The following is a 22,944-nucleotide window of genomic DNA, read 5'->3' as shown; positions in this document are numbered from 1 at the left end:
TCGGTCAGAGGCAGCAGGATGTCGGCATACCAGGCGGAATTCAAGCCCAGGGCTTCGTCCAGTCCAAAGTCCCGCGAACCCACGTCCAGTCGGCAACGCGCGTGACGGCCAGCAGGATTGGCTCGATCATGATTCGGTGGCCCCCTCTGCTCGCTCAACACCATAGTCGGAAAGCGCCGCGGTTCGGCGCCGCCCAGTTCGATCGCCGTCCTTGCGTGAAAAATATGCGTCGGCGTTGGCATCCATCGACTACAGGCTTGCGCCGTCCCCCAAGGCACTACGATCCGAAAGGTTGTGATGGCGGGAATGTGGGCGGTGCAAGAGACCGGTCATGTCTCTCCGAATCTTCGCAAGTCTGCAGCATGTGGCTAGGCGTATCAGCCACCATCGCTGGTCTTTTCGCTCGGCACCAGCGACCAGCCTTGCGGACCGCTGTCCTTTGCTTCCCGGTAGCTCCAGATTGCACTGCAGTTCGAGCAGCGGAATGTACTGATCGTGACCGTGACTGACCGAGGCATCTTGCTTCGCCGGGTATCGATGATGCGTAACCCGAGATGTCCTGAGGCACCGGAGGCGTCACTCGCCACAGCGAGACAGTTTGCGCAGAGAAACATACCGACCTCTTGTGCTGAAGGCGTGCCACTGTAGCACGCATCGCGGAACAATTCGGCACTCTTTCGCGGGCGTCTTCAGCGCATTGACTTGTGGCGGGCCTGGCGAGTACGCATCGATCGCCGTGAGATCTTCATTGACCGCGATGCGGCATGCCTGTATAAGAATTAGTGCAGGATCTTCAAGCGTAACCTCGAAGCGTTAGGTACACGCCCCGGCGGCGCCACTTTCTCTCCATGTTTCCTCCTTGATCGTCATGCCTCGCCTGCATTTTCGGCTCGGCGAGAATTCTTAAGGAGTCCTCACATGGAAACCGGTACTGTAAAGTGGTTTAACGATTCAAAGGGTTTTGGCTTCATTACGCCTGATGCAGGCGGAAATGACCTGTTCGCCCATTTCTCCGAAATTCAAGGCAACGGGTTCAAGTCGCTCCAGGAAGGCCAGAAAGTGCGCTATGTGGCTGGTGTAGGCCAGAAGGGCCCGGCCGCGACCAAGATCGAACCGGTCTAAGTCGACCGTCTACGGTAGAAGCCCCGCCGGGAAAGCCGGCGGGGCTTTTCCTTTATGGGTTCACCGTGATAGGTGCGGAAGGAGTGGAGTTGGGAACAGGTCTTGAAGTCGGAGACTGCCCCGAAACTCCACGATCGCCATCTGGCGCAAGCACGACATTCGACCACATCGGCTCGATACCCACATGGTCTCCAACGATCCCGATCATCACGCGTGCGTGTTCATCAGTACGAAGGACCTCGACAAAAAGCTCATGCGCTCCATCCGTCAGTACAACAAGCTGGCCGCTCCGCTGAAATAGAAGCACTCCGATCCAACGCGCCGCATCCGGTGCGATTCTTCTGGTTCAGTGGACTAGCAGTCATTTTGTTGCTGCTCGTCTCGGATGTTTCGGTGGATCTTTCGCAAGGCACGGAGTGCATGAGGATCATTCGGTTGTTCCATCGTGGCGTCAACAGATCTCGCTTGATTAGCCAGGGATTCGCACACCGCGGCGCGGGATTGGCCTACGCCAGAGTCTCCCTTGCTTCTGGCTTCGTGACCGCGCATTGTCTTCCGCTCCAATGCGCGATCAGATAGGAAGCTCGCTTCATCTTTACGCACGTGCTCGCTCTTTCCAATGACCGATACGCTGCCTTGGGGAGAGCCATCAACGATACCGTAGCCATCTGGGCATGCCGAATTTTCGGTGTAAAGAGTCTTGCCACTGCCTTCGCAACGTATTGCATGTGCGGAGGACGCCGTTGCCAGCATCATGCCAAGGAGCGCTGCTCTGATAATTGTCATGTTAATTCTCAGTGGGCGTAGGAATGTGTTTGGCGTGTCGGAGCACGCGATGTTGCCGGAATCAACATATGACATCCGAAAATGCGGCATACCCATCTAGATGGCGTAAGCGGTTTGCGCCGAATCAATGCCGCGCCTGGCCAAGGCGCACCGTTCGCGCATGGGTGCGCAAGGCGGATCGCGATCCGCGTCCCCCGGCCCCATCCCCTCTATAGCAACTCGATCTTTGCAGTCGCCGCCAGCCGCTTCCACCTGGCGATTTCTTCCTTTTGGTAGCTGTGCAGTTCCGCAGGCGTGGAAACAATCAGCGATGTGGACTGGCGCTGGTAGTACTCCCTGACCTCCGCGGACGCCGCAGCCTGGGCGAACAGCTCGCCCAGCCGTTGCGCGATCGGCGCGGGCGTCTTGGCGGACACGGCCGCCGCCACCCAGTTGTAGGCCAGGAATTTCGGCGCGCCCGCCTCGCCTGCGCTTGGCACGTTCGGCAACAACGGCGAGCGCTGGGGCGCCGTGAAGGCCAGCGCGCGCAGCTTTCCGGACTTCACCAGTTCGATGGCGCCGCTGGCGTCCACCACCGCGAAATCGACATTGGCGGCCAGCACACCGTTGACGGCATCGCCGGCGCCCTTGTAGGGGACGCCGGTGGTCTTCATGCGGCTCTGCTCGTTCAGCCACTCGCTATACAACGTGTAAGAGACGGAGCCAGTGCCATAGTTGAGCGCCCCAGGTCGCTTCCGGGCGTCCTCCACCAGCTCCCCGAGGGTCCGATACGGCGAGTTTGCCGGCACGATGATCAGGCACGGCCCGCGCGACAGCAGCGTGATCGGCTTGAAGTCGGTCAGCGGGTCGTAGGGCAGCTTGCGGAACGTGGCGGCGTTGGTGGAGAGCGTGGAATTGCTGCCGATGAACACCGTGTAGCCATCGGCGGGCGCACCGAGCACCGTCTGCACGCCAATAAATCCGTTGCCGCCGGGCTTGTTCTCCACCACCACGCCCTGTCCCGTCAGATCGCCGATCTTCTTGGCAAAGATGCGCGCGGTCATGTCCGTGCCGCTTCCGGACGGAAACGGCACGATAAAGCGGATCGGCCGGCTGGGAAATGCTTGCGCCCATCCGGGCAGCGGCAGGCTGGCCAGGCCGGCCGCGCACGCCGCGCCCGCAAGCAAGGTGAAGCGGCGCCGCGAAGCGCTGAGGGTGGTGGTCATGTTGTCTCCTGTCATGCGTCCGGCGGTATCTGCCGCCGGTATGGGTACGTCAGTGGGGTGCAGGAGCCGCGCACGCTAGCGCTTGAGCCCCAGCAGATCGCGGGCGATGACCCAGCGGTGCACCTCGGACGGGCCTTCGTAGATGCGCATCAGCCGGGTTTCATTGGCCATCTGCTGCAGTGGCATTTCCTTGGTCATGCCCATGGCGCCGAATGCCTGCATCGCGTGGTCGATCACGTCCCATGCCATTTCCGTGGCGAACACCTTGATCATCGAGACCTGGGTGCGCGCCTCGTCGCCGTTGTCGATGCGGGCCGCGGCCTCGTAGGTCATCAGGCGGCATGCGTGGATGCGCGTGGCGGCGTCGGCCACCCACCACTGGATGGCTTGCCGGTCCGCCAGCGCGGCGCCGAGGGTACGGCGCTGCGGTGCGTATTCGCACAGCATGTCGAGCGCGCGTTGCGCCCGGCCGATGCACCAGGCCGCCATCTGCACACGGCGGCTGGACAACCGCGTCTGCATTGGCGCGAAGCCCTGTCCTTCCACGCCCAGCAGCTGGGAGTGAGGAATGCGGCAGTCTTCCAGCACCACCTCGTAGGTGGAAGCGCCGCCGATCATCGGAATGCGCCGCTCCACCTTGAAGCCGGGCGTGCCGCGATCGACGAGGAAGGCGGAGATGCCGCCGCGCGTGCCGCGCGTCTTGTCGGTGACGGCCATCACGATGGTCCAGTCGGCGCGCGCGGCGCGGCTGATCCAGATCTTGCGGCCGTTGAGCACCCAGTCGTTCCCGTCGCGCTCGGCGCGCGTCGTCATCATGGCGGGATCGCCGCCGGCGCCAGGCTCGGAAATGGCGATCGCGGAAACGGCTTCGCCGCGTGCGTAAGGCTCCAGATAGCGCGCGCGCTGTGCCGCATCGGCGGTCTTCAGCAGCATGCGCAGGTTTGGCGAATCGGGCGGCAGGTCATACGGCGCGATCGTCTTGCCCAGCTCTTCGTTGACGCCGACCATCGCCATCACGGGCAAGTCGGCGCCGCCCATCTCGGCGGGGGCGTCCAGCCCCCACAGGCCGAGCTCGCGCGACATGCCGTCGAGCCTGTGCTGCTCCTGCGGGGTCAGCGTGATTTGCCCGCCCTCAGCCTCGCGCGCCAGCACGGCAGGTTCGAGCGGAATCAGTTGTTCGCGGACGAAGCGCCCCACCAGGTCCTTGAGCATCTGGTGTTCTTCATCGAGTACGAAGTGCATGCGTGGTCTCCTCTTTCAATTGTTTCGGGTGCCGGCGATCGCATCGATATCGCATGGCGCCAGGCCGGCCTCGAGCAGCACTTCCCCGGTGTGCTCGCCCAGCAGCGGTGCGTGTCGGCGCAGGGCTAGCGGCGTGGCCGAGAAGCGGGCGGTCGGACGCATTTCGCGCAAAGGCCCCTCGGTCGGATGCACGGTGGACTGGAACAGCCCCACCGCGTTCAGATGCGGATGCGATGGCAGTTCGTCGGGCGTATAGATCGGCGTGGCGGGGATATCGAGTATTTCGAACAGCGCCATCCACTGCGCCGTGGTGCGGTCGGGTGTGATGTCGCCAAAGTGCTGGTACAGCGCGCGGATGTGGGTGTTGCGCTCGGCGCGGCTGGCGATGTTGTACTTCTCGGCGAGGTCCTCGCGGTCCACGGCGCGAAAGAACGCCTTCCAGTGTCGATCTGTATAGGGCAGGGCGCAGATCCAGCCATCGGCGGTCCGCGCCGGCCGCCTGCCGCCTTGCAGCAGCCGCGCATAGCCGGCCGGTCCTGCCGCGGGATCGAAGGTCAGCCCGGCAAGATGCTCGGCCATCACGAAGCTCGCCATGGTCTCCAGCATCGGTACTTCAACGGCCTGCCCCTCGCCGTGGCGCTCGCGATGCAGCAGTGCCGCCAGTACTGCGTTGGCCAGCGCGATGCCGGTGGTCTTGTCGGCGATCAGGCTCGGCACGTACTCGGGCCGGCTGCCGGCTGCGGCGCCAAGCGAAACGAGACCGCACGCAGCCTGGATGATGTCGTCGAACGCGGGCTTGTCGCGGTGCGGGCCGTCCTGGCCGAAGCCGGTGGCCACACAGTAGACGATGCGCGGGTTTAGGGCTGCCACGGTGTCATAGCCGAAGCCCAGGCGCTCGATGGCGGCCACGCGCATGTTGTGGATGAACACGTCGGCGCCGGTTATCAATTGCCGCAGGGCCGCCGCGCCCGCTTCGGTCTTCAGGTCCAGCACCACCGAACGCTTGTTGCGGTTCAGCGCCAGATAGATCGAGCTCATGCCCGCGTTGCGCGACACGCCGTTGGCACGCATCAGGTCCCCTTCGGGGCCTTCGATCTTGATGACGTCCGCGCCCAGGTCGGCCAGCGATTGCGTGGCGAGCGGCCCGAGTACGACCGACGTCAGGTCCAGCACGCGGATGCCGTCGAGCGGGCCGGCACAGGCGGATTTACGTGCTTGCATCGATCCCTCCTCAGTGACGGTGGAACACGGGTATGCGGCGTTCCGCCATGGCGGCAACGCCCTCCCGAAAATCGGCGGTGGCGAACTGCACTCGCTGGATGGACAGTTCGCGCTGGTTGGCCTCGATAATGCGGTCGGCCAGGCCAAGCCGCAGCGTCTCGCGCGTGCTTTCCACGGCCAGCGGCGCCGAAGCTGCAATCTCGTGCGCCAGCGCGAGGGCATGGGCGCGCACCGCTTCCTTCGCCGCCAGTTCGTCGGCCAGGCCGATCCGTACGGCTTCCTCGCCGCCGATGCGAATGCCCGTGTAGAACAGGCGTGCCGCCTGTTGCTCGCCCACCAGGCGCGGCAGCGTCACGCTCATGCCGAAGCCGGGATGAAAGCCGAGGCGGTTGAAGTTGGCGCTGAAGCGTGCCTCGGGGCAGGTCACGCGGAAATCGGCAACCAGTGCAAGGCCCAGGCCGGCGCCGATTGCCGGCCCTTCCACCGCCGCGACGACCGGCTTGCGGTTGCGATACAGCTTCATCGCCTGCGCATAGAATGCCGACGGGTCGCGCGAGACGCTCCCGGCGCCGCTGAAATCGGCACCGGCGCAGAAGGTGCCGACGCCGGAGGCCAGCACCACGGCGCGGCAGTTGTCGTCTTCATCGAGCTGCCGCAGTACCTCGGCGAGCTGCTGCATGACGTCGGCATCGACGAAGTTATGGGGTGGGCGGGATATTTCGATCTGCGCAACGTGCGCGTCGCGGCTTAGCGTGATGACAGGGGAAGCAGAGGTCATGTCGAAGCATTCCAGGGCGTGAAGAATGCAACCAGTATTCGCTGGCCCGCGCCGCTGCGCTACACTACAATTTCAGAGTCCGAAATTCGCTGCGGTGCCGCAGGACATGTACGTACGGTGCCGCGTTCCCCGCCATGGCCACATCCCGACCCGCTTCACCGTCGAGCCGAGAACTGACGCACAGCACGGGCTGCTTCACGCGGCAGACCGAAGGCAGTCAGTCGCTGGAGCGCGGCCTGATGCTGCTGCGCGCGTTCCGCATCGGGTCTTCGAGCCTGACCAATGCGGACCTTGCTGCGCGCACTGGCCTGCCGCGGCCGACGGTGAGCCGGCTCACGCGCTCGCTGGTGGACAGCGGGTTCCTGCGCTACGACACCACCGAACGCGCCTACCGTCTGGCCGCCGTGGTGGTCAGCCTGGCTGACGCCTTCTTCCATGCCGTGGAGGTGCCCGAGATCGCCTTGCCGCTGATGCGCAGGGTTGCCGAAACGGAAATGGTCAATGTCGGCCTTGCCGTGCCGGACCAGGCCGCGATGGTCTACCTTGCGGCGGTGCGCTGCAGTGGCGACAGCGTTTCGCGCACTCGGCGCGTGGCGCCCGGCACGCGTATCCCGATGGAGCAGGCCTCGATCGGCATGGCCTGGCTTGCCGCCGAAGCGCCGGCGGTGCGTGCCGAGTTCCTGGCGCGGATCGAACGGAAAGTGGGTGAGGACTGGCCTGCTGTGAGCAAGGCGCTGTCACGCGGCATCGGCCAGGCGCAGAGACTGGGCTACTGCACCGCCAACTACCAGCCCGGGCACCTGACCGCGGTGGGCGCCGCGTTTCGCGGCCCGGACCATCAGTGGTATGGCCTCAATATCAGCTTCCCCCACGAGCCCCGCGAGAAAAGGCGCGACGTGGCCCGGTATGCGCCACTGCTGCTCGAGCTGATCGCAAAGATCCGGGCAGCGTGCGGCATCGTCGACGATGCGTCGTAGTTCCAAACCGGCTGCTGCGAGCTGGCGCCGGAACGGCCGTCAAGCTTGGTGGATCGTGATGACGATCACCGGGAGGTAGCTGTCAGGCTGGACGGTCTTGCGTCGCTCCATGACGTCGAACCCGCCCATGCCAGGCATCTGGAGATCCAGCAGGATCAGGTCATAGCGATTCGTCCCGTGAAGCTCGCCGACCATGCGTGGTGAGCTCGGACCCCGGTCCGTGAGCGTCAACCCGCCCGCCACGCATAGTCGGCGCCGATCCCCATTGCACTTCAATCCGTCAGGATCCCATCTTGTAAGGGCGAGTCATGACCTCAAGGAAATGACCGTCAGGATCGTCGAAATACATGCCCCGCCCGCCGTTGTGCAGATAGGTTTCGCCTGCACGCTGTTTGCTGGGATCGGCCCAGTACTGAAGCCCTCTGTCGCGAATCCGAGCGAAGACGCGATCGAATTCGTCCTCGCTGATCAGGAACGCATAGTGCTGCATGGAAATCGCGCCGTCGCTTTCGAAGAAGTCGAGCGAGACGCCGTTGTCGAGTTGAACGACCAGCATCTGCCCGAACTCAATGGGCCTGGGAAGCTCCAGGATGTCCACGAGGAACATCGCTGATTTCTGCTTGTCGCTGCACCAGACGATCGTGTGGTTTAGCTGTACGCCCATATTGCGCCCCTCACTGAATGTTGCTGATCATGCGCTCTTGCCCAGGACGTAACGGCTGTCTCGCCATGGATCCTACATAGCCGACGCCTGATGCCATTCAAGTGTATATAACGACGAGCGGCAGAGGACGGCCAGTACCGGTCTTCCGAAGGTGGCACGGTTCTGCAGACGGGATTCTCATTAAGATTCCTTGGCCTGTGCCGTCTCGGCACGCGCCGTCATCCATGCAAGCCCGGCTGCGAGCGAGCGGCCCGAGGCGAAAAGCGATTGATGAGCGTCATTCATGGCCGTATGTTGGATAGCGCGCATAATCGCGCCGCGTTTCTCCGCTACCATCCCGCGAACACCTGCCACGTTTTCTGCTATGACATCCCTCATGATCAACGGCCAGGTCCATGAAGTCGAACTGTCCCCAGACACGCCATTGCTCTGGACGCTGCGCGACGCGCTGGGTTTTACCGGCACGAAATTCGGATGCGGCATGGCGCTGTGCGGTGCCTGCACGGTCCATGTCGACGGACAGCCGGTGCGCTCGTGCGTGACGCCCATCTCCGCACTGCGCGGCAAGCCGGTGCGAACGATCGAATCCATGGAGACGGACCGCGTCGGCAAGACCGTGCAGGACGCATGGGTGGAGTTGGGCGTGGCGCAGTGCGGCTATTGCCAGGCGGGCCAGATCATGACCGCAACGGCACTGCTCAGGGACAATCCGACACCCACCGACGCGCAGATCGTGGCCGCCATGAGCGGCAACCTTTGCCGCTGCGGTACCTACACGCGCATCAACGCCGCGGTACGGCTGGCGTCTTCGCGGCTTGCCGGTAACAAGACGGGAGCCAAGGCATGATGCGCACCGATAGGGCTCCATTGGAACGGCCGGCGCGCCGCCGGCTCTTGCAGGCGGGAGCCGCGCTGGCACTGTCGGTGGGGTTCGGCGGCCTAATCACCAAGGTGAATGCCGCGAAGAAGTATGGCGCCGCGTCGATGCCCGGTGGTGTCGTGGACAATCCGCTGGTCTTTGTGTCGCTTGCCCGTGATGGCACCGTGACCATCGTCGCGCATCGCGCCGAAATGGGTACCGGCGTGCGGACCAGCTTGCCCATGGTGGTTGCCGACGAGATGGAGGCCGACTGGAGCCGCGTGCAGATTGTGCAGGCCGATGCCAACGAGGCCCGCTATGGCAACCAGAACGTGGACGGCTCGCGCAGCGTGCGGCATTTCCTGGCGCCCATGCGCCGCGTGGGTGCATCGGCGCGCCAGATGCTGGAAGCCGCCGCGGCCGCGCGGTGGAACGTGCCTGCGGCCCAGGTGCAAGCGCGCAACCACGAAGTCATTCACGTGCCGACGGGGCGCCGGCTTGGCTACGGCGAACTGGCCGAGGGCGCCATGCGCCAGCCAGTGCCGGCGCACGATCAGCTCCGGCTCAAGAAGCCAGAGGCGTTCCGCTATATCGGCAAAGGCAAGATCATGCCGGCGGATAGCCGTGATATTGCACAGGGCAAGGCCAGGTACGGTATCGATGTGCGTTTGCCGGGTATGGTCTATGCGGTCATTGCCCGCCCGCCGGTCTATGGCGGCAAGTTGCGCAAGGTCGATAGCACCGAGACGCTGAAGGTGCCGGGCGTATTCCGCGTCGTGGAACTGAAGGGATATGACGGCCCTCCGCTGTTCAACCCTGTTGGCGGCGTGGCGGTGGTCGCCACCAATACCTGGGCGGCCATGCAGGGCCGTGCCGCGCTCAAGCTCGAGTGGGACCATGGGGCGAACGCGAGCTATGACTCGGCCGTGTTCCGTCGCGCGCTCGAAGCTGCGGCGCGTCAGCCGGGCAAGGCGCTGCGCAACGACGGCGATGCCGTTGCGGCGCTGTCGGCGGGCCATGGCCAGCGCAAGGTTTCGGCCGAGTACTATATCCCGCATCTTGCACACGCGTCGATGGAACCACCGGTGGCCACAGCGCGCTTTGTCGACGGCAAGTGCGAGATCTGGGCACCTTCGCAGGCCCCGCAGGGAGCACTGGAGAGCGTGGCGAAGCATGTCGGGCTGGATCCCAAGGACGTGACGGTGCACCTGACGCTGCTTGGCGGCGGGTTCGGACGCAAGTCGATGGCGGACTTCATCTCCGAGGCCGCGCTCGTATCCAGGGCGATGGGCGGCACGCCGGTGAAGCTGCAATGGACGCGCGACGACGATATCCGGCACGACTACTACCACACGGTATCAGTCGAGCATATGGAGTCGGTGCTGGACGCCAGCGGCAGGCCCACGGCATGGCTGCACCGATCCGCCGCGCCTACCATCGGCTCCACCTTCAAGACCGGTGCGCAAGGCAAGGCAGACTTCGAGGCCGCGATGACGGCCATCAACATCCCGTACCAGATTCCGTCGATCCGCCTGGAGTCCGCCGATGTGCCGGCGCATACGCGCATCGGCTGGTTCCGCTCGGTGTCCAATATTCCGCATGCGTTCGCGGTGCAGAGTTTTATCGCCGAACTGGCGCACCAGGCGGGCCGCGACCCGAAGGACTACCTGCTGGAATTGATCGGGCCACCGCGCAAGATTGATCCCGCGGCGCTATCCGACAATTGGAACTACGGCGAGTCGCCCGACCTGTATCCGCTCGACACGGGTCGCATGCACCGCGTGATCGAGGAAGCGGCGCGCCGGTCTGGCTGGGGCCGCAAACTGCCGAAGGGCCATGGCCTGGGTATTGCCATGGCGTACAGCTTCGTGACCTATGTGGCGACAGTGGTAGAGGTGGTCGTGGACGACAAGGGCCAGGTCACGATCCCGCGCGTGGACATGGCCATCGACTGCGGCCCGCAGGTCAACCCGGAACGTATCCGCTCCCAGGTTGAGGGCGGGTGCGTGATGGGTATCGGCCTGGCGATGCTGGGCGAGATTTCGTTCCAGGGCGGCCGCGTGCAGCAAAGCAACTTCCACGACTTTGAAATCCTGCGTTCGCAGATGGCACCACGCGCCATCCACACGTGGCTGGTCGGCGGGGACTTCGACGTGCCGCCGGGAGGCGTGGGCGAGCCACCCGTGCCGCCAGTGGCGCCGGCGCTGTGCAACGCAATCTTCGCGGCCACTGGCCAGCGGATTCGTTCGCTGCCGATCCGGGGCCAGCTAGTGCAAGCCTAGCCGCGTGCGCCATCCGCGCGGTAGCGGATGGCGTCGATGACGATCCTGAGGGCGCGCGAGGACTGGCGGCGGCTTGGATAGAACGCGTGGTAGCCGGGGAGGGTGGGGCACCAGTCTTCCATCACACGCACCAGACGAACTGCCTCGACGTCGGCGATCCTGGAGGCGGTTCTCAAGCATGGATTGAGCGGCGTGATGTCCCGTGAGCTTACCAGGCCCGAGCTCATTGGTAGTCGCCTGTCATTGCAGAGACTGTCAGCGGCGAAGCGGGTCGCCGTTCGGCGTATTGGCCTACCACTCAGAGGATTGCGTCGAGATCATAGGCGAGGCGACTCGCTATGAGAGGCCGACTGCTACAGGTGGTACGTTCGAAACATTCTTTTGTCCAACTTGCGGGTCTACCGTATATGCCCGCGCAGGGAAACCTCCGACTTTGATTGGGATTGCTGTGGGGGCGGGTTGTGATCCCTGAGCCCGCTCAACATTTTCCACGAGGACGGTCGTGAGGGCAGGCGAGGACCGGTTCGGTCTCTAACCGACCCGAACCGCCGTTCGGGATTGGGCCAGAGCAACGGTGCGAATAAGGGCTGTCTCCCATGGTTGCCGCCGCCGGCCAAGGTTGGTTGAGGTGTCGCGCAGGCGCTAATATTTGGCTTGTCGTCGAATCACATGGCACTGTCAATGCAAAAGCAAGATGGATTGAATCCTGAGACGGACGAAATGCCAGGCAGTCAGGCTGCGGCAAGACGAAGCACGCTCGTGAGCGTTGCGGTCAATATCGGCCTGACCCTCGGCCAGGTTGCCGCCGGTATCTTTGCTGGCTCCCAGGCGCTGGTGGCGGACGCAATCCATTCCCTTTCGGATTTGGCTTCGGACTTCGTTGTCCTGTATGCCAGCCACCATAGCAAGAAGGCGCCCAGCGAAGCCTATCACTATGGACACCAGCGTTTCGAAACTGCTGCCTCGCTGATACTTGGACTTCTTTTGCTCGTGGTCGGCGTCGGCATGCTATCGAACGCCGTACTCAAGCTTGAGCACCCGGATTCAATACAACCCGTACGAATAATAGGGCTCTGGGTTGCCCTTGGTGCGCTGGCAACCAAGGAATTGTTGTTTCGTTATATGCTGGCGATCGCCGAACGGGTCCGGTCGAGCATGCTGGTTGCAAATGCCTGGCACGCGCGGTCTGATGCGGCGTCTTCGCTGGTGGTGGCAGTGGGGATCCTGGGCAATACGCTGGGTTACCACCTGCTGGATCCGATCGCGGCACTGGTTGTCGGCCTGATGGTGACTAGGATGGGTTGGCAGTTTTCTCGGGATGCCCTGCGTGACCTGATGGATCGCGCGATCGACGTGGAGACGGTAATTGCGATTCGCAAGACCATGCTCGAAACACCAGGCGTGCTTGGTGCCCACGATGTGCGGACCAGGAAGATGGGTGACATGATCCTGGTGGACGTCCACCTTGACATCAATGCGGCGGCAAGTGTGAGAGAGGGACATGACATTGCGCTTGAGGCGAGACGGCGAGTGATGGGCCGCAAAGATGTCCTCAACGTAATGACGCACGTTGATCCGGTCGACGTGGCATGAAACCTTGTGGTCAACCGACAAAATGAAACTGGCGGAACTGGTATGAGGAACGTTGCGATTTGTTCTCACAGAGATAATCAGGTGCATTTCTGGCTAGGTGCGGCCATGCGCTTCGGCTTTCGCTTCCTCAATACTGCATTGCTTGTCAACTCAGCCTTGCCGTTGAACGGGCCGGACAAGACGAGCGCGCGGAAATTCCAGCGGCTCCTCTATGGACTCGATGCCATCCTGAAGCAGCGTTGCGCGCAAGAAGATGAGCTTGATCTTGTTTTGGGAGAACGGGGATGAGCGATATCGCAGGCTTGCTTGTCCTTGCCGTCGTGGTCTTTGGCTTGAATCTGATGCCAGCCTTTGCACCGCCGACTTGGATGGTGATGTCATGGATAGGCTTTTCACTGCCGGAGGCCAACCCCGCTCTTCTGGCGCTTGCAGCGGCATGTGCAGCGACTGCCGGCCGCCTCGTTTTGGCTCAGATGGCCTTTACACTTGTGCGCCAGCGCTGGATGCGTGAGGATGACAGGCGGAACATCGATGTAGTTGGTCAGTGGCTGGGGCGCCGCAAAAGCATGACAGTGGGGTTCATGCTTGCTTATGCCTTCAGCCCATTCCCCTCGAATTATCTCTTCATTGCCTACGGCCTCACAGGGATGCGGCTTTGGATGATTGGGCTGCCGTTCTTTGCCGGACGCTTCATCAGCTATTTTTTGTGGACGCATCTGGCCCAGGTGGGCTCGCGCTATCTGGACACGGATCTTGACGGGGCCTATTTCGGTCTGTACTTCGTTCTCTCGCAGTTGCTTCTTCTGGCGGTCGTGTACCTTTTCACAAGAGTGGACTGGGTATGCCTGCTGCATGAGCGACGCTTACGTTGGCGACGCTCACGGAGACTGTCTTCTCCACCGTGACGAAGCAACGTGCGCGGGAACCGTCGATTCGGGGGCACCTGTCGGTAGAGCCGTGGGTACCCGGTACAATGCCTCGCAATCGATGTCGCCAGGCCGGCTCACGCGCGCTTCTGCATCGCTGGCGCAACAAGCAAACGGTCGATGCTTACTTGCAGGCCGTCTTGCCAGCCCGGAACCGGGGAGCGTAGCTCAAGGGACGAACCGGCGCCGCGCACAATCGCTTCGACGATAGCAAGGCCAAGCCCGCTGCCCTTGGCCGCGGTCGCGCCACGCTCGAAAGGCTTTGTCAGACGTTCAAGTTCATCATCCGGCAGCACTGGCCCGTGATTCCTCACAGTAAGCGAACCGGTGGCCAATAGCGAAATCCCCACAGGTTGCCCAGGCGAGCCGTGCTTTTGAGCATTTTCGACCAGATTGCGCACGACAATGGCAAACGCGTCCTGATCCATCCACGACGGAACGGGCTGGTCGGGCAGGTCAAGCTGGATCGGGTTCGCAGAGGCCACGCGCCGGAAATCCTCGACGACAAGTTCCAGTACCGGTCGAAGATCCTGCGGCGCGTCCCCTAGCACGCGTCCATTTTCCGCCTTCGCGAGTTGCATGAGTCTTTCGCTGACCCGGGACAGCGCGTGCAACGCCCGTTCGACGTTTTGTACTCGCTCTCGCACTCGGTCGGAAGGGGCTTCGGCCATGAGGCGCTGCGTCTGCGCGAGGGCCGCGGCGATCGGTGTGCGCAACTCGTGCGCACTATTGGCAGTGAAGCTGCGCTCCGCAGCCAGCGCGCGGTCCAGGCGAGCCATCAGGTCATTGACCGCGTCGGCGATCGGAGCGACCTCCGTCGGCAGTTCCTTCCTTTCGAGCGGTGTCAGGTCGTTCTGCCCACGTGCAGCGATGCTACCGCAGAAGCGCCGGATTGGCCGTAGCCCGGTGCGGACAATCAGCCAGATGCCACACAGGCCCACTGGCAGAAACAGGATGAGGATCCTGGCGACCGCGAGCGCGGCTTCAATCACCGCATGCCGGCGCGTTGCGAGCGGCTCCGCGATCATCAGGGAGATCGTGCCCTGCAAGCCCGGCTCGGCATAGATCCGGTGCGACGCCGTAGAAGTGAAGCCCGCTTTCAAGTCAGGCGGGAAGATGGCCATGTCGGCGTCGTGCGATCGCAGCAGAAGTCTGCCCCTGTCATCGCGAACCGCGTAGGTCAGCAATTCGTCGTGCGGGCGAACGGCTGCGATACGGCGGCTGCCATCGTCATCGCCATCCGCATCGCGCCCGACGATTTCCATGATGGCGAGCGGCAACAGGCGCTGCGCGGTCTCCTGTAACGCACTGTCCGACATCCGATCGACTTCGTGGCGCAGCACGTGGAATGAAGCGGCCGCGGCCGCGAGCGACAGGACAGCGAGCCCTGCAACCAGTGCTGCCGCGAGTCGGCCTTGCAGGCTGCGCAGCATAGTCAGCCTGGCTTCAGCCGATAGCCGAGCCCACGCAAGGTCTCGATGACATCGGCACCAAGCTTCTTGCGCAGCCGGCTCATATGTACCTCGATGGTGTTGCTGCCAATTTCCTCGTTGAAGGAATAAAGGCGGTCCTCCAGCCGGCTCCTTGATACGATCATCCCCGGATGCTGGATCAGCGCTTCGAGAAGCGTCCATTCACTGGCCGTCAGGTCGATGCGCGCGGCACCGCGCATCACGCTGCGCCCCGCCGTATCGATACGCAGTTCGCCGAGCTTGACCAGGGGATTCGGATTGCCCGAATACCGGCGCGACACCGCGCTCACCCGTGCGGAAAGCTCGGACAGGTCGAACGGCTTGACGAGATAGTCATCCGCGCCGGCGTTCAGGCCGGCGATGCGGTTCGACACCTGATCGAGCGCTGTCAGGATGATGACTGGCACGGTTGATCCACCCGCGCGAAGCTCTCGCAGGAAGTCGAGCCCCCTACCGTCGGGAAGCAGCAGATCGAGCAGGATCAGGTCGTAGTTGGCGGCCGCAAGGTGCCGGCGCGCCTCGGCGAGGCTGGCCACGAAGTCGGTCGGATGTCCGTCTCTCTCGATCTGGTCGCGAACGGCCTCCCCGAGCCAAGGCTCATCCTCGATGAGAAGGACTCTCATTAATATCTTCCTGATGGGTGTCTCGCGTGACTTTGCCACGCGAACCTGTCGCGAACATGAAGAAAATTTCCTGTGTCTGCAAGCTTGGCTTCAGGTTTCAGGTGCATTGTGGGGTCCAGAGATGCGAACGGGAGATGTTAGCCATGAAACACCTGAGAATGGCCAGAAGCCTGGTGCTCACCATGTTTGCACTGGTCGGCGCTGTCGGCATCCATCCCGCACAGGCGCACGACAGCGACGATTGCGAGGCGCCAGTCAACGCATGGAAGCCGCGTGACGCCGTCCGGACGATGGCGCAGCAAAAAGGCTGGCAGATCGACAGGCTCAGGATCGACGACGGTTGCTACGAGGTCAAGGGGCATGATGCCGATGGCCGGCGCTTCAAGGCAAAACTTGATCCCGTCACCCTTGACGTCGTCCGCATGAAGCGTGAGGACGACGACCACGGCGGAGCACGCGGACGCCTGCCGGATGCGAATACTGGCAAGCCACCGGCTGACGCCCCCACCGAAGGCTTGCTGAAGCCAGGCGCGAAGCCCCAAGTCCAGATCCGCTGACCCCTTGTTGCCGACGCATCGCGTACCTGATCGGCGTTGGCCCTGCTGAAGCAGCGGCAGGCCAATGCGATGGGTGCGATGCCCCCCTTTTGCCCAAATCAGGAGAATCCAGATGAAACACGCATTCCCGATCGCCGTGCTTGCCGGTGCGCTTGCCGCGCCTTCACTGGCATCCGCGCGTCAGATTTCGTTCGAAACGCAACTGTCGAACTATGGGGGAGATGGCGCTTACGTTGCCATGTATGTCACCGATCGCGCCGGACGGTACCAGGGCACGCTGTGGGTGGCAGGGCGCAAAGCCAAGTACTACCGGCATCTGCGCGACTGGTACCGCGCCACGGGCGGCACCGCAAAGGTAGACGGCATTACTGGCGCCAGCGTCGGCGCAGGCAAGACGCTGCGTGCGACGCTGGATCTGTCGGACACGCTGCTCGACGCCGGATATGAGGTCCACATCGACACTGCGGTCGAGGACATGAAAGAGTACCCGTCCGAGGTCGTCATGCCGTTGACCAGCTCGGGCGCGAACAAGACGGTCAAGGGGAGCGGCTATGTGAAGTCGTTCCGCTATTCACTGTAACCAGGGGCAGCCCGATGTTACGCAAGCTCCATTCAATTCCCGGTCTCGTCGCCGCATTGCTGATGACGATCGTCGCCTTGACAGGCGCGGCGCTATCAGTGAATCCGGCACTTGAGCAGGCAAGTGCTGTCCGCCCAGGCCTGGCTCCGCTGAGTGTTGCAACGCTCGCCAGCCGCGTGAGCACCTCGGTGCCTGACGTCGAAACACTCACACGCCGGCCTTCAGGGGCGATCATCGCGCACTACCAGGCCGGCGGCGAACAGCGTGCATCGATCATTGATCCCGCTACCGGCAAGGCTGTCGGCGATTATCGCCCCTCGCCTGCCGAGCGTTGGCTGAAGAACCTGCACCGCAAGCTCTTTCTCGGTGACGCTGGCCGGATCGCAACAGGTGCGACTGCTGCCTTCATGCTGTTCGCGGCGCTATCCGGGCTTGTATTGCTCGCACGCCGGATGGGCGGGTGGACGCATATTTTGGCCCCGATCCGGGGTGACGGGTTGCAGCGGCTGCATAACGAAACTGCACGAGCCGCGCTTGCCGGCCTCACGCTGTCGGCGATGACTGGGGTTGTCATGTCGTTGACGACGTTCGGCGTGATTCCGGAGCGCGGCGCGCAGGAGCCCGCCCTCAACGTGCCGGCAGTCACCACGCCCGCGATGCCACTGCGGCAGATGCCCGCACTGGCAATAGATGTCACCAGCCTGCGCCAGTTGACGTTTGCCAACGCGGCCAACCCGAATAGCATCTTCGAAGTGAATACGACGGATGGCGCCGGTTATATCGATCCATCGTCAGGCAGATGGCTTGCCTTTCAGCCGGCCGACGCCTGGCAACGTGCGCATGGGGTTGTCCGCATGCTGCACACGGGCGAAGGGCTATGGTGGCTCGGGCTGATCCTCGGCGCATCGTCGGCGTCGGTGCCATTGCTGGCCGTAACCGGAGTGCTGCTGTGGCTGCGTCGTCGACGGGCCATGCCCAAGCTCGCCGGCAACGTGCCGGCACGCGACGCGGATACCGTGTTGCTGGTGGGTACCGAGGGTAATAGCACGTGGGGCTTTGCCTCGGCGCTGCATGCAGCGCTGACACAGGCTGGCCTTCGCGTGCATGTTGCTCCGATGAACGATTTTGCACCCGGCCGCAGCCTGCGGTATCTGCTTGTCCTGACTGCGACCTACGGTGACGGCGATGCACCGGAGAGCGCTATACGCTGCCTGCCGAAGCTCGAACGCCTGACGATCCCTGGCGGGGTGGCGTTCGGGGTCTTGGGCTTCGGCGACCGCCAGTTTCCTCACTTTTGCGGCTATGCGCGAACGGTTCATGAGGCGCTGACCGCCAGGGGGCTAGAAGCACTGACCGATCCGGGCACGGTTGACCGGCAATCTGAACCCGAATTCCGGCAGTGGTGCACGGGGCTCGCCGAAAGGCTCGGCGTGTCGCTCGATATCCGCTACACACCATTGCTGCCGCCCACGATACCGCTCAAGCTCGTCTCACGTGACGACTATGGTGCGGATCCGGAGGACATGACGTCGGTGCTGCGGTTCATGCCCGCCGAGGGGGCAAGATCCTGGGCTACCCTGCTACGGCCGCGGCTGCCTCGGTTCGAGACGGGGGATTTGCTCGGCGTCGTGCCGCCGGGCGCCACCTCGCCCCGGTACTACTCGCTCGCGAGCGCGACGGCGGACGAGCTGGTCGAGATCTGCGTGCGGCGTCATCCGTACGGCTTGTGCTCCGGATATCTCACAGGCCTGCAGCCCGGCGACACGATTGAGGCATTCATGCGGCCGCACGCGTGCTTTCGCCCGGGTGCCGGAAGCGCGCCCGTGATCCTGATTGGGGCCGGTACCGGGATTGGTCCGCTAATCGGTTTCATCCGGCACAATGCGGCCCGCCGTCCGATGCACCTGTATTTCGGTGCGCGCAATGCTGACGATGGCTTCCTGTACCGCGACGAACTCAGGCACCTCGTAGCCGACCGGCGGCTGCGGGCACTCACGACTGCCTTCTCACGTTCCGGAAGCCGGAGCTATGTGCAGGAGCGCCTTGTCGCCGATTCACGGAGTCTGCGCACCCTGGTTATGCATGGCGCGCAAATTATGGTGTGCGGCGGCCGCAGGATGGCGGAGGGTGTCGCGCAGGCGTGGGAAAGCATTCTGACGGATACGGGCTTGTCCGTCGCACAACTGAGAGCGCAGGGACGCTATGTCGAAGATGTCTATTGAGGCGTTGCCAGACACCGAACTCAAGCTTTGGCGCGTGAGTGGAGCGACGATGGGAACCCGCTACACGGCGGCCTTCCATGCGTTGCCGAACACGGATGAAAAAGAATTGGCGGCGCGGCTTGCTGCGGCGGTTGGTGCGGTAGACGGGCAGATGTCGAACTGGATGGAAAGCTCCGACCTGTCGCGGCTGAATCGTGCCGAGCTGGACTGTTGGGTGCCGGTGTCCAGGAATCTCGCGGCTTTGCTCGCACGAGCGTTGGAGATTGGCAGCGATACGCACAACGCCTTCAACATCGGCGTCGGCGACCTTGTCGGTATGTGGGGTTTTGGGCCATCGGGCGCGCAGCATGCACATCGTCCTGGCGCGGTGGACACGTTGCAGGCGAGCCCATGCCCGTCTGTGAGCGGACTGATCGACGTGGACGTGCAACGGTGCCGGGTGCGCAGGCGGGGACCCGTTGCACTGGATCTGTGCGGCATTGCAAAGGGGTTCGGCGTCGACGAACTTGCACGCGTGTTGAGCGAGCACGGGATTGGCTCCTGGCTTGTCGGCATCGACGGCGAAATGCGCGCGTGCGGAAGCAAGCCGGATGGGTCACCGTGGGCGATTGCGCTTGAGGCCCCGGATTACGAGCGGCACGCCGCAATGGGCGTGATCGAACTGAGCAACGCCGCCATAGCGACCTCCGGCGACTATCGCCACTGGGCTGATATTGACGGTGCGCGTGTCTCGCACACAATGGATCCCCGAACCGGCGCGCCACTGTGCAGTTCCGTTGCGTCGGTGACGGTCATTGCATCGACATGCGCGGACGCGGACGCCTACGCGACAGCCTTGCTGGTGCTCGGCGCGCAGGCGGGGCGAGATTATGCCCAGCGCCGGCGCCTCGACGCACTCTTTGTCGTACGCGACGGCGATGCGCTTCGCGCGACCGGGACCGGCTGCTTTGCCAATGTGCGCTAGGACCCTGGCCAGTTTTTTGCCTATCACTTCAGACTGAAGCCGCATTGGTCAAGATGAGGCCGGTCACGGTCATGGTCGGTCCGGCGGCCGGCCTCAGGCCGGCGCGGTCGTGCTCGCGGAGCAGACGGACCGGCAGAGGTGGCCCGCTACTGTAGGCGACAAGGGTGAGCGCCAGCGTGAAGAGACCGCTGAGGGTCAGCGAAAAGTGCCAGCAGGGCGTACAGACGCCAGCAGCAAGGACAAGGGCGAAGCGGCAGTAGCCCTCCACCCGTGGCCATCCACGCTAGCGGTACACCAGCACAGGGATCGCGCAATGCGTCAGCACCTTCTGCGTTTCGCTGCCCACCAGTAGCCCCTCAAGGCCGCGACGTCCATGCGATGCCATGAAAATCACGTCGCAGCCGTGGCGCTTGGCGGCCTCGATGATCTCTTTGTACGGCGTCGTCGTGATCGCCGTATCGGTGCTGCACGCAACGCCAGCCGCCTGCGCGGCGGTCACGACCAGATCGAGCCTCGCCCTCGCCTCGATGGCTGCATGCTCCTCGAACGCCTTGCGGGTCTGGTGGCCTGAGTCGGACGATGTCAGGAAGGGGTACTCATTCATGCAAGTGAATGCCGTAATCTTTGCGCCCATTGCCTTGGCAAACTCGATTGCAGCGGCAGCGGCCTTCCCGGAAAGGTCAGAACCGTCGGTGGGTACCAATACGTGCTTGAACATGGCTTCGCCCCTATGTTGTTCCAAGGTCAATTCTATCGACAGGCGGCATGCTTGAGTTGGGAACCATGGCTGGTCGGCACTGCTTGCAGACGATCGGTGGCGTGCTTTTCCGGGACTGGACCTCCGTCACCCCCTGTGCCCGTTGGCTCGGCGTTAAGCAGGGCCCGGTGCGGGGAGGCAACACGCGTTCAGCGTGGCGTGCGGGACAACGTTAAACTCTGTCGGCAGTTGCGGCCTGCGACCTCCGTCCGGCCGTCTATATGGGCAGTGACACCGCTGCAGGTGCAATAGCAGTCATCACGCGAGCGGATCTGGTCCACTTCTGGTCGAGCACGGCGACCACCATCAGCCCAAGCGACGGGCTCAGAATCAACGAGAAGATAGACCATGCGGCGCCGGAGCGTCCCAGTGCGTTGGCAAAAAGGCCAACCGCGAAGGAGCAGGTGATCCAAGCAACAATTGCAAGCATGGCGGCAGATTTCCATGAGTCAAGGTGATCGCCACGCGAAACGGCGAACCACCAGTATGGCCACTACTGCAATCAGTAGCACTTGGGGAAAGGCATTAAGGGAAAGCGCTAAATGGAGATTGTGCCAAAGCGGGGGCAGACGAACGACCGGACTGCTGCCGAGCGGCGAATAAGGCAGCTACAAGGACGATCGGCAGGCGTCGAACAATCCTCGTGGGAGAAACGGGGGGCGCAGCGATGGGATGTGCCGGGCTGGCGATTGAAGCGTTGGCTCGGCAATATGACTTGAGGAGCCGGGTAATGGGAAGCACTTACACAGTCGCGGCGGCGGCAGTGGCCTTCGTGGGCAGCCACTTTCTCTTGTCCCATTCGCTCCGCGGGCGGTTGGTCCGGACACTTGGCGAAGTGGGATTTCTCGGCGTCTATTCGCTGGTTGCGGTCTTGACGCTCGGGTGGATGGTCATAGCCTACGAAAAGGCGCCCCTTTCGGCACCACTATGGCCGGTAGGAAACGTGCTCTGGGTGGTTGCGACCGCGTTCATGCTGATCGCGTCGATCCTCCTGATGGGCTCTCTGATCCGCAACCCGGCGTTTCCGACAGGCGGCCGGCCCGGCTCGTTTCCCGAGGCGGCGCGCGGCGTGTATGCGGTGACGCGCCACCCTATGATGTGGTCGTTCGCACTCTGGGGGCTGTGCCACGTCGCAGTGTTCCCAGTGGCCAAGAACATCATAGTCGCAGCGGCTATTGTCGTCCTCGCGCTCGTCGGCGCCGCATTGCAGGACCGGAAGAAGGAGCGGCTCCAGCCGGATCTCTGGCCCGCATGGGAGTCGAAGACGAGCTACTGGCCATTCGCGGCGATTGTCGCTGGCCGTGCCCGGCCGGGCGGCTTCGGCTTGCATGCGCTTCTGGGCGGCCTCGTCGTCTGGCTCGTAGCGACTTGGGCACATACCCCAGTCACCGGTCGGGCGGCAGGCATCTGGCATTGGCTGTAGCCGCAGGACGAGCTGTCACGCCATGAAGCCATAGTAAGTCGCCAGCCGACACCCAGCCTCGAACGAGCCGAAATATGGCGCCAGGCGGTCGTCCGTTTGTCCTCGAAAGTCCGTTAGCTTGGCGGAAGTTGACATTCCAACGCCCTTGTGATCGCCGGGACCAACGACCCTTCATGACCAGTCTTGGACGGACGCCTGCCCCAAAAACTCCGACCGCCTCTGGCCAACCCTATATAGGGAGTCCGTCCCGCTTTCATCGATACTTTGAGACCATGATGATAGGGGCCGGAGGTACGAACTCCGATGGACCGACGGCGTTGCTGCCGTCGCCTGCTTCATCATGCCCAGGTCCGTCGTGCAACCACTTCGATTTCGACCGCAGCGCCCCGTGGAAGGCCCGCCACAGCCACGCAGGAGCGAGCGGGAACTGCGCTGCCAAGGTGCTCGGCGTAAGTGGTGTTGAAGCTCTCGTAGTCACTCATGTCCGCGAGGAATACGGTCACCTTTATCACGTCACGCCACTCGCAGCCCGCACCTCTCAGTACGGTGCATACGTTTGACATTGCATTGGAGGCCTGGGCAGGAAAATCGACCGGAATCGATCCGTCCGGGCCTGCGCCGGTTTTTCCCGAGAAGAAAATCAGTCCGGCGTGTTCGACCCAGTCTGAATATGGCTTGCTGTCGAACATAC

Annotated in this window: 25 protein-coding genes and 2 pseudogenes; 13 read left to right on the top strand and 14 right to left on the bottom strand. The window is 63.2% G+C overall.

Going from position 1 to position 22,944, the window contains the following annotated elements:
- Positions 1 to 92: pseudogene (locus tag AC3FNH_RS30005) on the bottom strand (serine protease); the annotation flags it as partial.
- Between the two features lie 826 nt (positions 93 to 918).
- Here AC3FNH_RS30005 and AC3FNH_RS30000 point away from each other — a divergent pair.
- On the top strand, positions 919 to 1,122 hold the full coding sequence (locus tag AC3FNH_RS30000; protein ID WP_488722657.1) for a cold-shock protein: 204 nt from the start codon (positions 919 to 921) through the stop codon (positions 1,120 to 1,122).
- A 354-nt stretch (positions 1,123 to 1,476) separates the two neighbouring features.
- Here AC3FNH_RS30000 and AC3FNH_RS29995 read toward each other — a convergent pair whose 3' ends face one another.
- The 5 genes from AC3FNH_RS29995 to AC3FNH_RS29975 all read right to left on the bottom strand — a co-directional run bounded on the left by AC3FNH_RS29995 (position 1,477) and on the right by AC3FNH_RS29975 (position 6,354).
- Positions 1,477 to 1,908 carry a hypothetical protein gene (locus AC3FNH_RS29995; protein WP_488722656.1) on the bottom strand — a complete coding sequence of 144 codons (432 nt, stop codon included), beginning with the start codon at positions 1,906 to 1,908 and terminating at the stop codon, positions 1,477 to 1,479.
- A 209-nt stretch (positions 1,909 to 2,117) separates the two neighbouring features.
- Positions 2,118 to 3,113, bottom strand: a complete 996-nt coding sequence (locus tag AC3FNH_RS29990) for a Bug family tripartite tricarboxylate transporter substrate binding protein (protein WP_488722655.1) — start codon at positions 3,111 to 3,113, stop codon at positions 2,118 to 2,120.
- A 75-nt stretch (positions 3,114 to 3,188) separates the two neighbouring features.
- The gene (locus tag AC3FNH_RS29985; RefSeq protein WP_488722654.1) at positions 3,189 to 4,355 is read right to left on the bottom strand and encodes an acyl-CoA dehydrogenase family protein; all 1,167 of its coding nucleotides are present in this window, start codon (positions 4,353 to 4,355) and stop codon (positions 3,189 to 3,191) included.
- A 15-nt stretch (positions 4,356 to 4,370) separates the two neighbouring features.
- Entirely contained in the window at positions 4,371 to 5,576 is a 1,206-nt protein-coding gene (locus tag AC3FNH_RS29980; RefSeq protein ID WP_488722653.1) for a CaiB/BaiF CoA transferase family protein, read from the bottom strand.
- A 10-nt stretch (positions 5,577 to 5,586) separates the two neighbouring features.
- Positions 5,587 to 6,354: an enoyl-CoA hydratase/isomerase family protein gene (locus tag AC3FNH_RS29975; protein WP_488722652.1), complete on the bottom strand. Its 768-nt coding sequence runs from the start codon at positions 6,352 to 6,354 to the stop codon at positions 5,587 to 5,589.
- Positions 6,355 to 6,488: 134 nt separating this feature from the next.
- Here AC3FNH_RS29975 and AC3FNH_RS29970 point away from each other — a divergent pair, with 134 nt between their 5' ends.
- Positions 6,489 to 7,331 (top strand): IclR family transcriptional regulator, encoded by an 843-nt coding sequence (locus tag AC3FNH_RS29970; RefSeq protein WP_488722651.1) that lies wholly within the window; start codon positions 6,489 to 6,491, stop codon positions 7,329 to 7,331.
- Between the two features lie 54 nt (positions 7,332 to 7,385).
- Here AC3FNH_RS29970 and AC3FNH_RS29965 read toward each other — a convergent pair.
- Both AC3FNH_RS29965 and AC3FNH_RS29960 read right to left on the bottom strand, forming a co-directional pair.
- A pseudogene (locus tag AC3FNH_RS29965) lies at positions 7,386 to 7,532 on the bottom strand (response regulator); the annotation flags it as partial.
- A gap of 79 nt (positions 7,533 to 7,611) precedes the next feature.
- Positions 7,612 to 7,995, bottom strand: coding sequence for a VOC family protein (locus AC3FNH_RS29960; protein ID WP_488722650.1), 384 nt, complete (start codon positions 7,993 to 7,995; stop codon positions 7,612 to 7,614).
- Positions 7,996 to 8,359: 364 nt separating this feature from the next.
- Between AC3FNH_RS29960 and AC3FNH_RS29955 the strand changes: the two genes are divergently transcribed.
- Both AC3FNH_RS29955 and AC3FNH_RS29950 read left to right on the top strand, forming a co-directional pair.
- On the top strand, positions 8,360 to 8,842 hold the full coding sequence (locus tag AC3FNH_RS29955) for a (2Fe-2S)-binding protein (RefSeq protein WP_488722649.1): 483 nt from the start codon (positions 8,360 to 8,362) through the stop codon (positions 8,840 to 8,842).
- The gene (locus tag AC3FNH_RS29950) at positions 8,839 to 11,136 is read left to right on the top strand and encodes a xanthine dehydrogenase family protein molybdopterin-binding subunit (RefSeq protein WP_488722648.1); all 2,298 of its coding nucleotides are present in this window, start codon (positions 8,839 to 8,841) and stop codon (positions 11,134 to 11,136) included. The genes AC3FNH_RS29955 and AC3FNH_RS29950 overlap by 4 nt, the downstream gene beginning before the upstream one ends.
- On the opposite strand, the gene AC3FNH_RS29945 is transcribed toward AC3FNH_RS29950, so the two are convergent.
- Positions 11,133 to 11,312, bottom strand: coding sequence for a hypothetical protein (locus tag AC3FNH_RS29945; RefSeq protein ID WP_488722660.1), 180 nt, complete (start codon positions 11,310 to 11,312; stop codon positions 11,133 to 11,135). The genes AC3FNH_RS29950 and AC3FNH_RS29945 overlap by 4 nt on opposite strands.
- Positions 11,313 to 11,338: 26 nt before the next feature.
- Between AC3FNH_RS29945 and AC3FNH_RS29940 the strand changes: the two genes are divergently transcribed.
- From AC3FNH_RS29940 to AC3FNH_RS29925, 4 genes are all read left to right on the top strand, one after another.
- Entirely contained in the window at positions 11,339 to 11,608 is a 270-nt protein-coding gene (locus tag AC3FNH_RS29940) for a GFA family protein (RefSeq protein ID WP_488722647.1), read from the top strand.
- A 209-nt stretch (positions 11,609 to 11,817) separates the two neighbouring features.
- Positions 11,818 to 12,729: a cation diffusion facilitator family transporter gene (locus AC3FNH_RS29935; protein WP_488722646.1), complete on the top strand. Its 912-nt coding sequence runs from the start codon at positions 11,818 to 11,820 to the stop codon at positions 12,727 to 12,729.
- Between the two features lie 42 nt (positions 12,730 to 12,771).
- A complete protein-coding gene (locus AC3FNH_RS29930; protein ID WP_488722645.1) occupies positions 12,772 to 13,017 on the top strand; it encodes a hypothetical protein in 246 nt (81 codons plus the stop codon).
- Positions 13,018 to 13,022: 5 nt separating this feature from the next.
- Positions 13,023 to 13,634 carry a hypothetical protein gene (locus AC3FNH_RS29925; RefSeq protein ID WP_488722659.1) on the top strand — a complete coding sequence of 204 codons (612 nt, stop codon included), beginning with the start codon at positions 13,023 to 13,025 and terminating at the stop codon, positions 13,632 to 13,634.
- Positions 13,635 to 13,732: 98 nt separating this feature from the next.
- Here AC3FNH_RS29925 and AC3FNH_RS29920 read toward each other — a convergent pair whose 3' ends face one another.
- Positions 13,733 to 15,088, bottom strand: coding sequence for a sensor histidine kinase (locus tag AC3FNH_RS29920; protein ID WP_488722644.1), 1,356 nt, complete (start codon positions 15,086 to 15,088; stop codon positions 13,733 to 13,735).
- Positions 15,089 to 15,090: 2 nt separating this feature from the next.
- Complete coding sequence (locus AC3FNH_RS29915) at positions 15,091 to 15,750, bottom strand: response regulator (protein WP_488722643.1); 660 nt, start codon at positions 15,748 to 15,750, stop codon at positions 15,091 to 15,093.
- Positions 15,751 to 15,893: 143 nt separating this feature from the next.
- On the opposite strand from AC3FNH_RS29915, the gene AC3FNH_RS29910 reads away from it, so the two are divergent.
- From AC3FNH_RS29910 to AC3FNH_RS29895, 4 genes are all read left to right on the top strand, one after another.
- Complete coding sequence (locus tag AC3FNH_RS29910) at positions 15,894 to 16,307, top strand: PepSY domain-containing protein (protein WP_488722658.1); 414 nt, start codon at positions 15,894 to 15,896, stop codon at positions 16,305 to 16,307.
- A gap of 112 nt (positions 16,308 to 16,419) precedes the next feature.
- On the top strand, positions 16,420 to 16,887 hold the full coding sequence (locus AC3FNH_RS29905) for a DUF2271 domain-containing protein (protein ID WP_488722642.1): 468 nt from the start codon (positions 16,420 to 16,422) through the stop codon (positions 16,885 to 16,887).
- Positions 16,888 to 16,901: 14 nt separating this feature from the next.
- On the top strand, positions 16,902 to 19,109 hold the full coding sequence (locus AC3FNH_RS29900) for a PepSY domain-containing protein (protein WP_488722641.1): 2,208 nt from the start codon (positions 16,902 to 16,904) through the stop codon (positions 19,107 to 19,109).
- Complete coding sequence (locus AC3FNH_RS29895) at positions 19,090 to 20,073, top strand: FAD:protein FMN transferase (RefSeq protein ID WP_488722640.1); 984 nt, start codon at positions 19,090 to 19,092, stop codon at positions 20,071 to 20,073. The genes AC3FNH_RS29900 and AC3FNH_RS29895 overlap by 20 nt, the downstream gene beginning before the upstream one ends.
- Before the next feature lie 283 nt (positions 20,074 to 20,356).
- Here AC3FNH_RS29895 and AC3FNH_RS29890 read toward each other — a convergent pair whose 3' ends face one another.
- Together AC3FNH_RS29890 and AC3FNH_RS29885 are read right to left on the bottom strand one after the other, a co-directional pair.
- On the bottom strand, positions 20,357 to 20,791 hold the full coding sequence (locus AC3FNH_RS29890) for a universal stress protein (RefSeq protein ID WP_276097724.1): 435 nt from the start codon (positions 20,789 to 20,791) through the stop codon (positions 20,357 to 20,359).
- 256 nt (positions 20,792 to 21,047) lie between these two features.
- On the bottom strand, positions 21,048 to 21,260 hold the full coding sequence (locus AC3FNH_RS29885; protein ID WP_488722639.1) for a hypothetical protein: 213 nt from the start codon (positions 21,258 to 21,260) through the stop codon (positions 21,048 to 21,050).
- 300 nt (positions 21,261 to 21,560) lie between these two features.
- Between AC3FNH_RS29885 and AC3FNH_RS29880 the strand changes: the two genes are divergently transcribed.
- On the top strand, positions 21,561 to 22,253 hold the full coding sequence (locus AC3FNH_RS29880; RefSeq protein ID WP_346348603.1) for an NnrU family protein: 693 nt from the start codon (positions 21,561 to 21,563) through the stop codon (positions 22,251 to 22,253).
- 338 nt (positions 22,254 to 22,591) lie between these two features.
- Here AC3FNH_RS29880 and AC3FNH_RS29875 read toward each other — a convergent pair whose 3' ends face one another.
- On the bottom strand, positions 22,592 to 22,942 hold the full coding sequence (locus tag AC3FNH_RS29875; RefSeq protein ID WP_488722638.1) for a RidA family protein: 351 nt from the start codon (positions 22,940 to 22,942) through the stop codon (positions 22,592 to 22,594).
- Positions 22,943 to 22,944 lie beyond the last annotated feature (2 nt).

The organism is Cupriavidus sp. 22TCCZM01-5, from assembly GCF_057798915.1.
The sequence above is the reverse complement of the archived record's forward strand: the minus strand, read 5'-3'. Positions and strand labels throughout refer to the sequence as shown.

Coding starts and splice junctions, on each gene's coding strand:
- AC3FNH_RS29955 (WP_488722649.1), top strand. CDS start 8,360: ATGACATCCCTCATGATCAACGGCCAGGTCCATGAAGTCGAACTGTCC.
- AC3FNH_RS29950 (WP_488722648.1), top strand. CDS start 8,839: ATGATGCGCACCGATAGGGCTCCATTGGAACGGCCGGCGCGCCGCCGG.
- AC3FNH_RS29890 (WP_276097724.1), bottom strand. CDS start 20,791: ATGTTCAAGCACGTATTGGTACCCACCGACGGTTCTGACCTTTCCGGG.
- AC3FNH_RS29975 (WP_488722652.1), bottom strand. CDS start 6,354: ATGACCTCTGCTTCCCCTGTCATCACGCTAAGCCGCGACGCGCACGTT.
- AC3FNH_RS29915 (WP_488722643.1), bottom strand. CDS start 15,750: ATGAGAGTCCTTCTCATCGAGGATGAGCCTTGGCTCGGGGAGGCCGTT.
- AC3FNH_RS29980 (WP_488722653.1), bottom strand. CDS start 5,576: ATGCAAGCACGTAAATCCGCCTGTGCCGGCCCGCTCGACGGCATCCGC.
- AC3FNH_RS29985 (WP_488722654.1), bottom strand. CDS start 4,355: ATGCACTTCGTACTCGATGAAGAACACCAGATGCTCAAGGACCTGGTG.
- AC3FNH_RS29920 (WP_488722644.1), bottom strand. CDS start 15,088: ATGCTGCGCAGCCTGCAAGGCCGACTCGCGGCAGCACTGGTTGCAGGG.
- AC3FNH_RS29905 (WP_488722642.1), top strand. CDS start 16,420: ATGAAACACGCATTCCCGATCGCCGTGCTTGCCGGTGCGCTTGCCGCG.
- AC3FNH_RS29930 (WP_488722645.1), top strand. CDS start 12,772: ATGAGGAACGTTGCGATTTGTTCTCACAGAGATAATCAGGTGCATTTC.
- AC3FNH_RS29895 (WP_488722640.1), top strand. CDS start 19,090: ATGTCGAAGATGTCTATTGAGGCGTTGCCAGACACCGAACTCAAGCTT.
- AC3FNH_RS29970 (WP_488722651.1), top strand. CDS start 6,489: ATGGCCACATCCCGACCCGCTTCACCGTCGAGCCGAGAACTGACGCAC.
- AC3FNH_RS29990 (WP_488722655.1), bottom strand. CDS start 3,113: ATGACCACCACCCTCAGCGCTTCGCGGCGCCGCTTCACCTTGCTTGCG.
- AC3FNH_RS29885 (WP_488722639.1), bottom strand. CDS start 21,260: ATGCTTGCAATTGTTGCTTGGATCACCTGCTCCTTCGCGGTTGGCCTT.
- AC3FNH_RS30000 (WP_488722657.1), top strand. CDS start 919: ATGGAAACCGGTACTGTAAAGTGGTTTAACGATTCAAAGGGTTTTGGC.
- AC3FNH_RS29880 (WP_346348603.1), top strand. CDS start 21,561: ATGGGAAGCACTTACACAGTCGCGGCGGCGGCAGTGGCCTTCGTGGGC.
- AC3FNH_RS29995 (WP_488722656.1), bottom strand. CDS start 1,908: ATGACAATTATCAGAGCAGCGCTCCTTGGCATGATGCTGGCAACGGCG.
- AC3FNH_RS29960 (WP_488722650.1), bottom strand. CDS start 7,995: ATGGGCGTACAGCTAAACCACACGATCGTCTGGTGCAGCGACAAGCAG.
- AC3FNH_RS29935 (WP_488722646.1), top strand. CDS start 11,818: ATGCAAAAGCAAGATGGATTGAATCCTGAGACGGACGAAATGCCAGGC.
- AC3FNH_RS29910 (WP_488722658.1), top strand. CDS start 15,894: ATGAAACACCTGAGAATGGCCAGAAGCCTGGTGCTCACCATGTTTGCA.
- AC3FNH_RS29900 (WP_488722641.1), top strand. CDS start 16,902: ATGTTACGCAAGCTCCATTCAATTCCCGGTCTCGTCGCCGCATTGCTG.
- AC3FNH_RS29875 (WP_488722638.1), bottom strand. CDS start 22,942: ATGTTCGACAGCAAGCCATATTCAGACTGGGTCGAACACGCCGGACTG.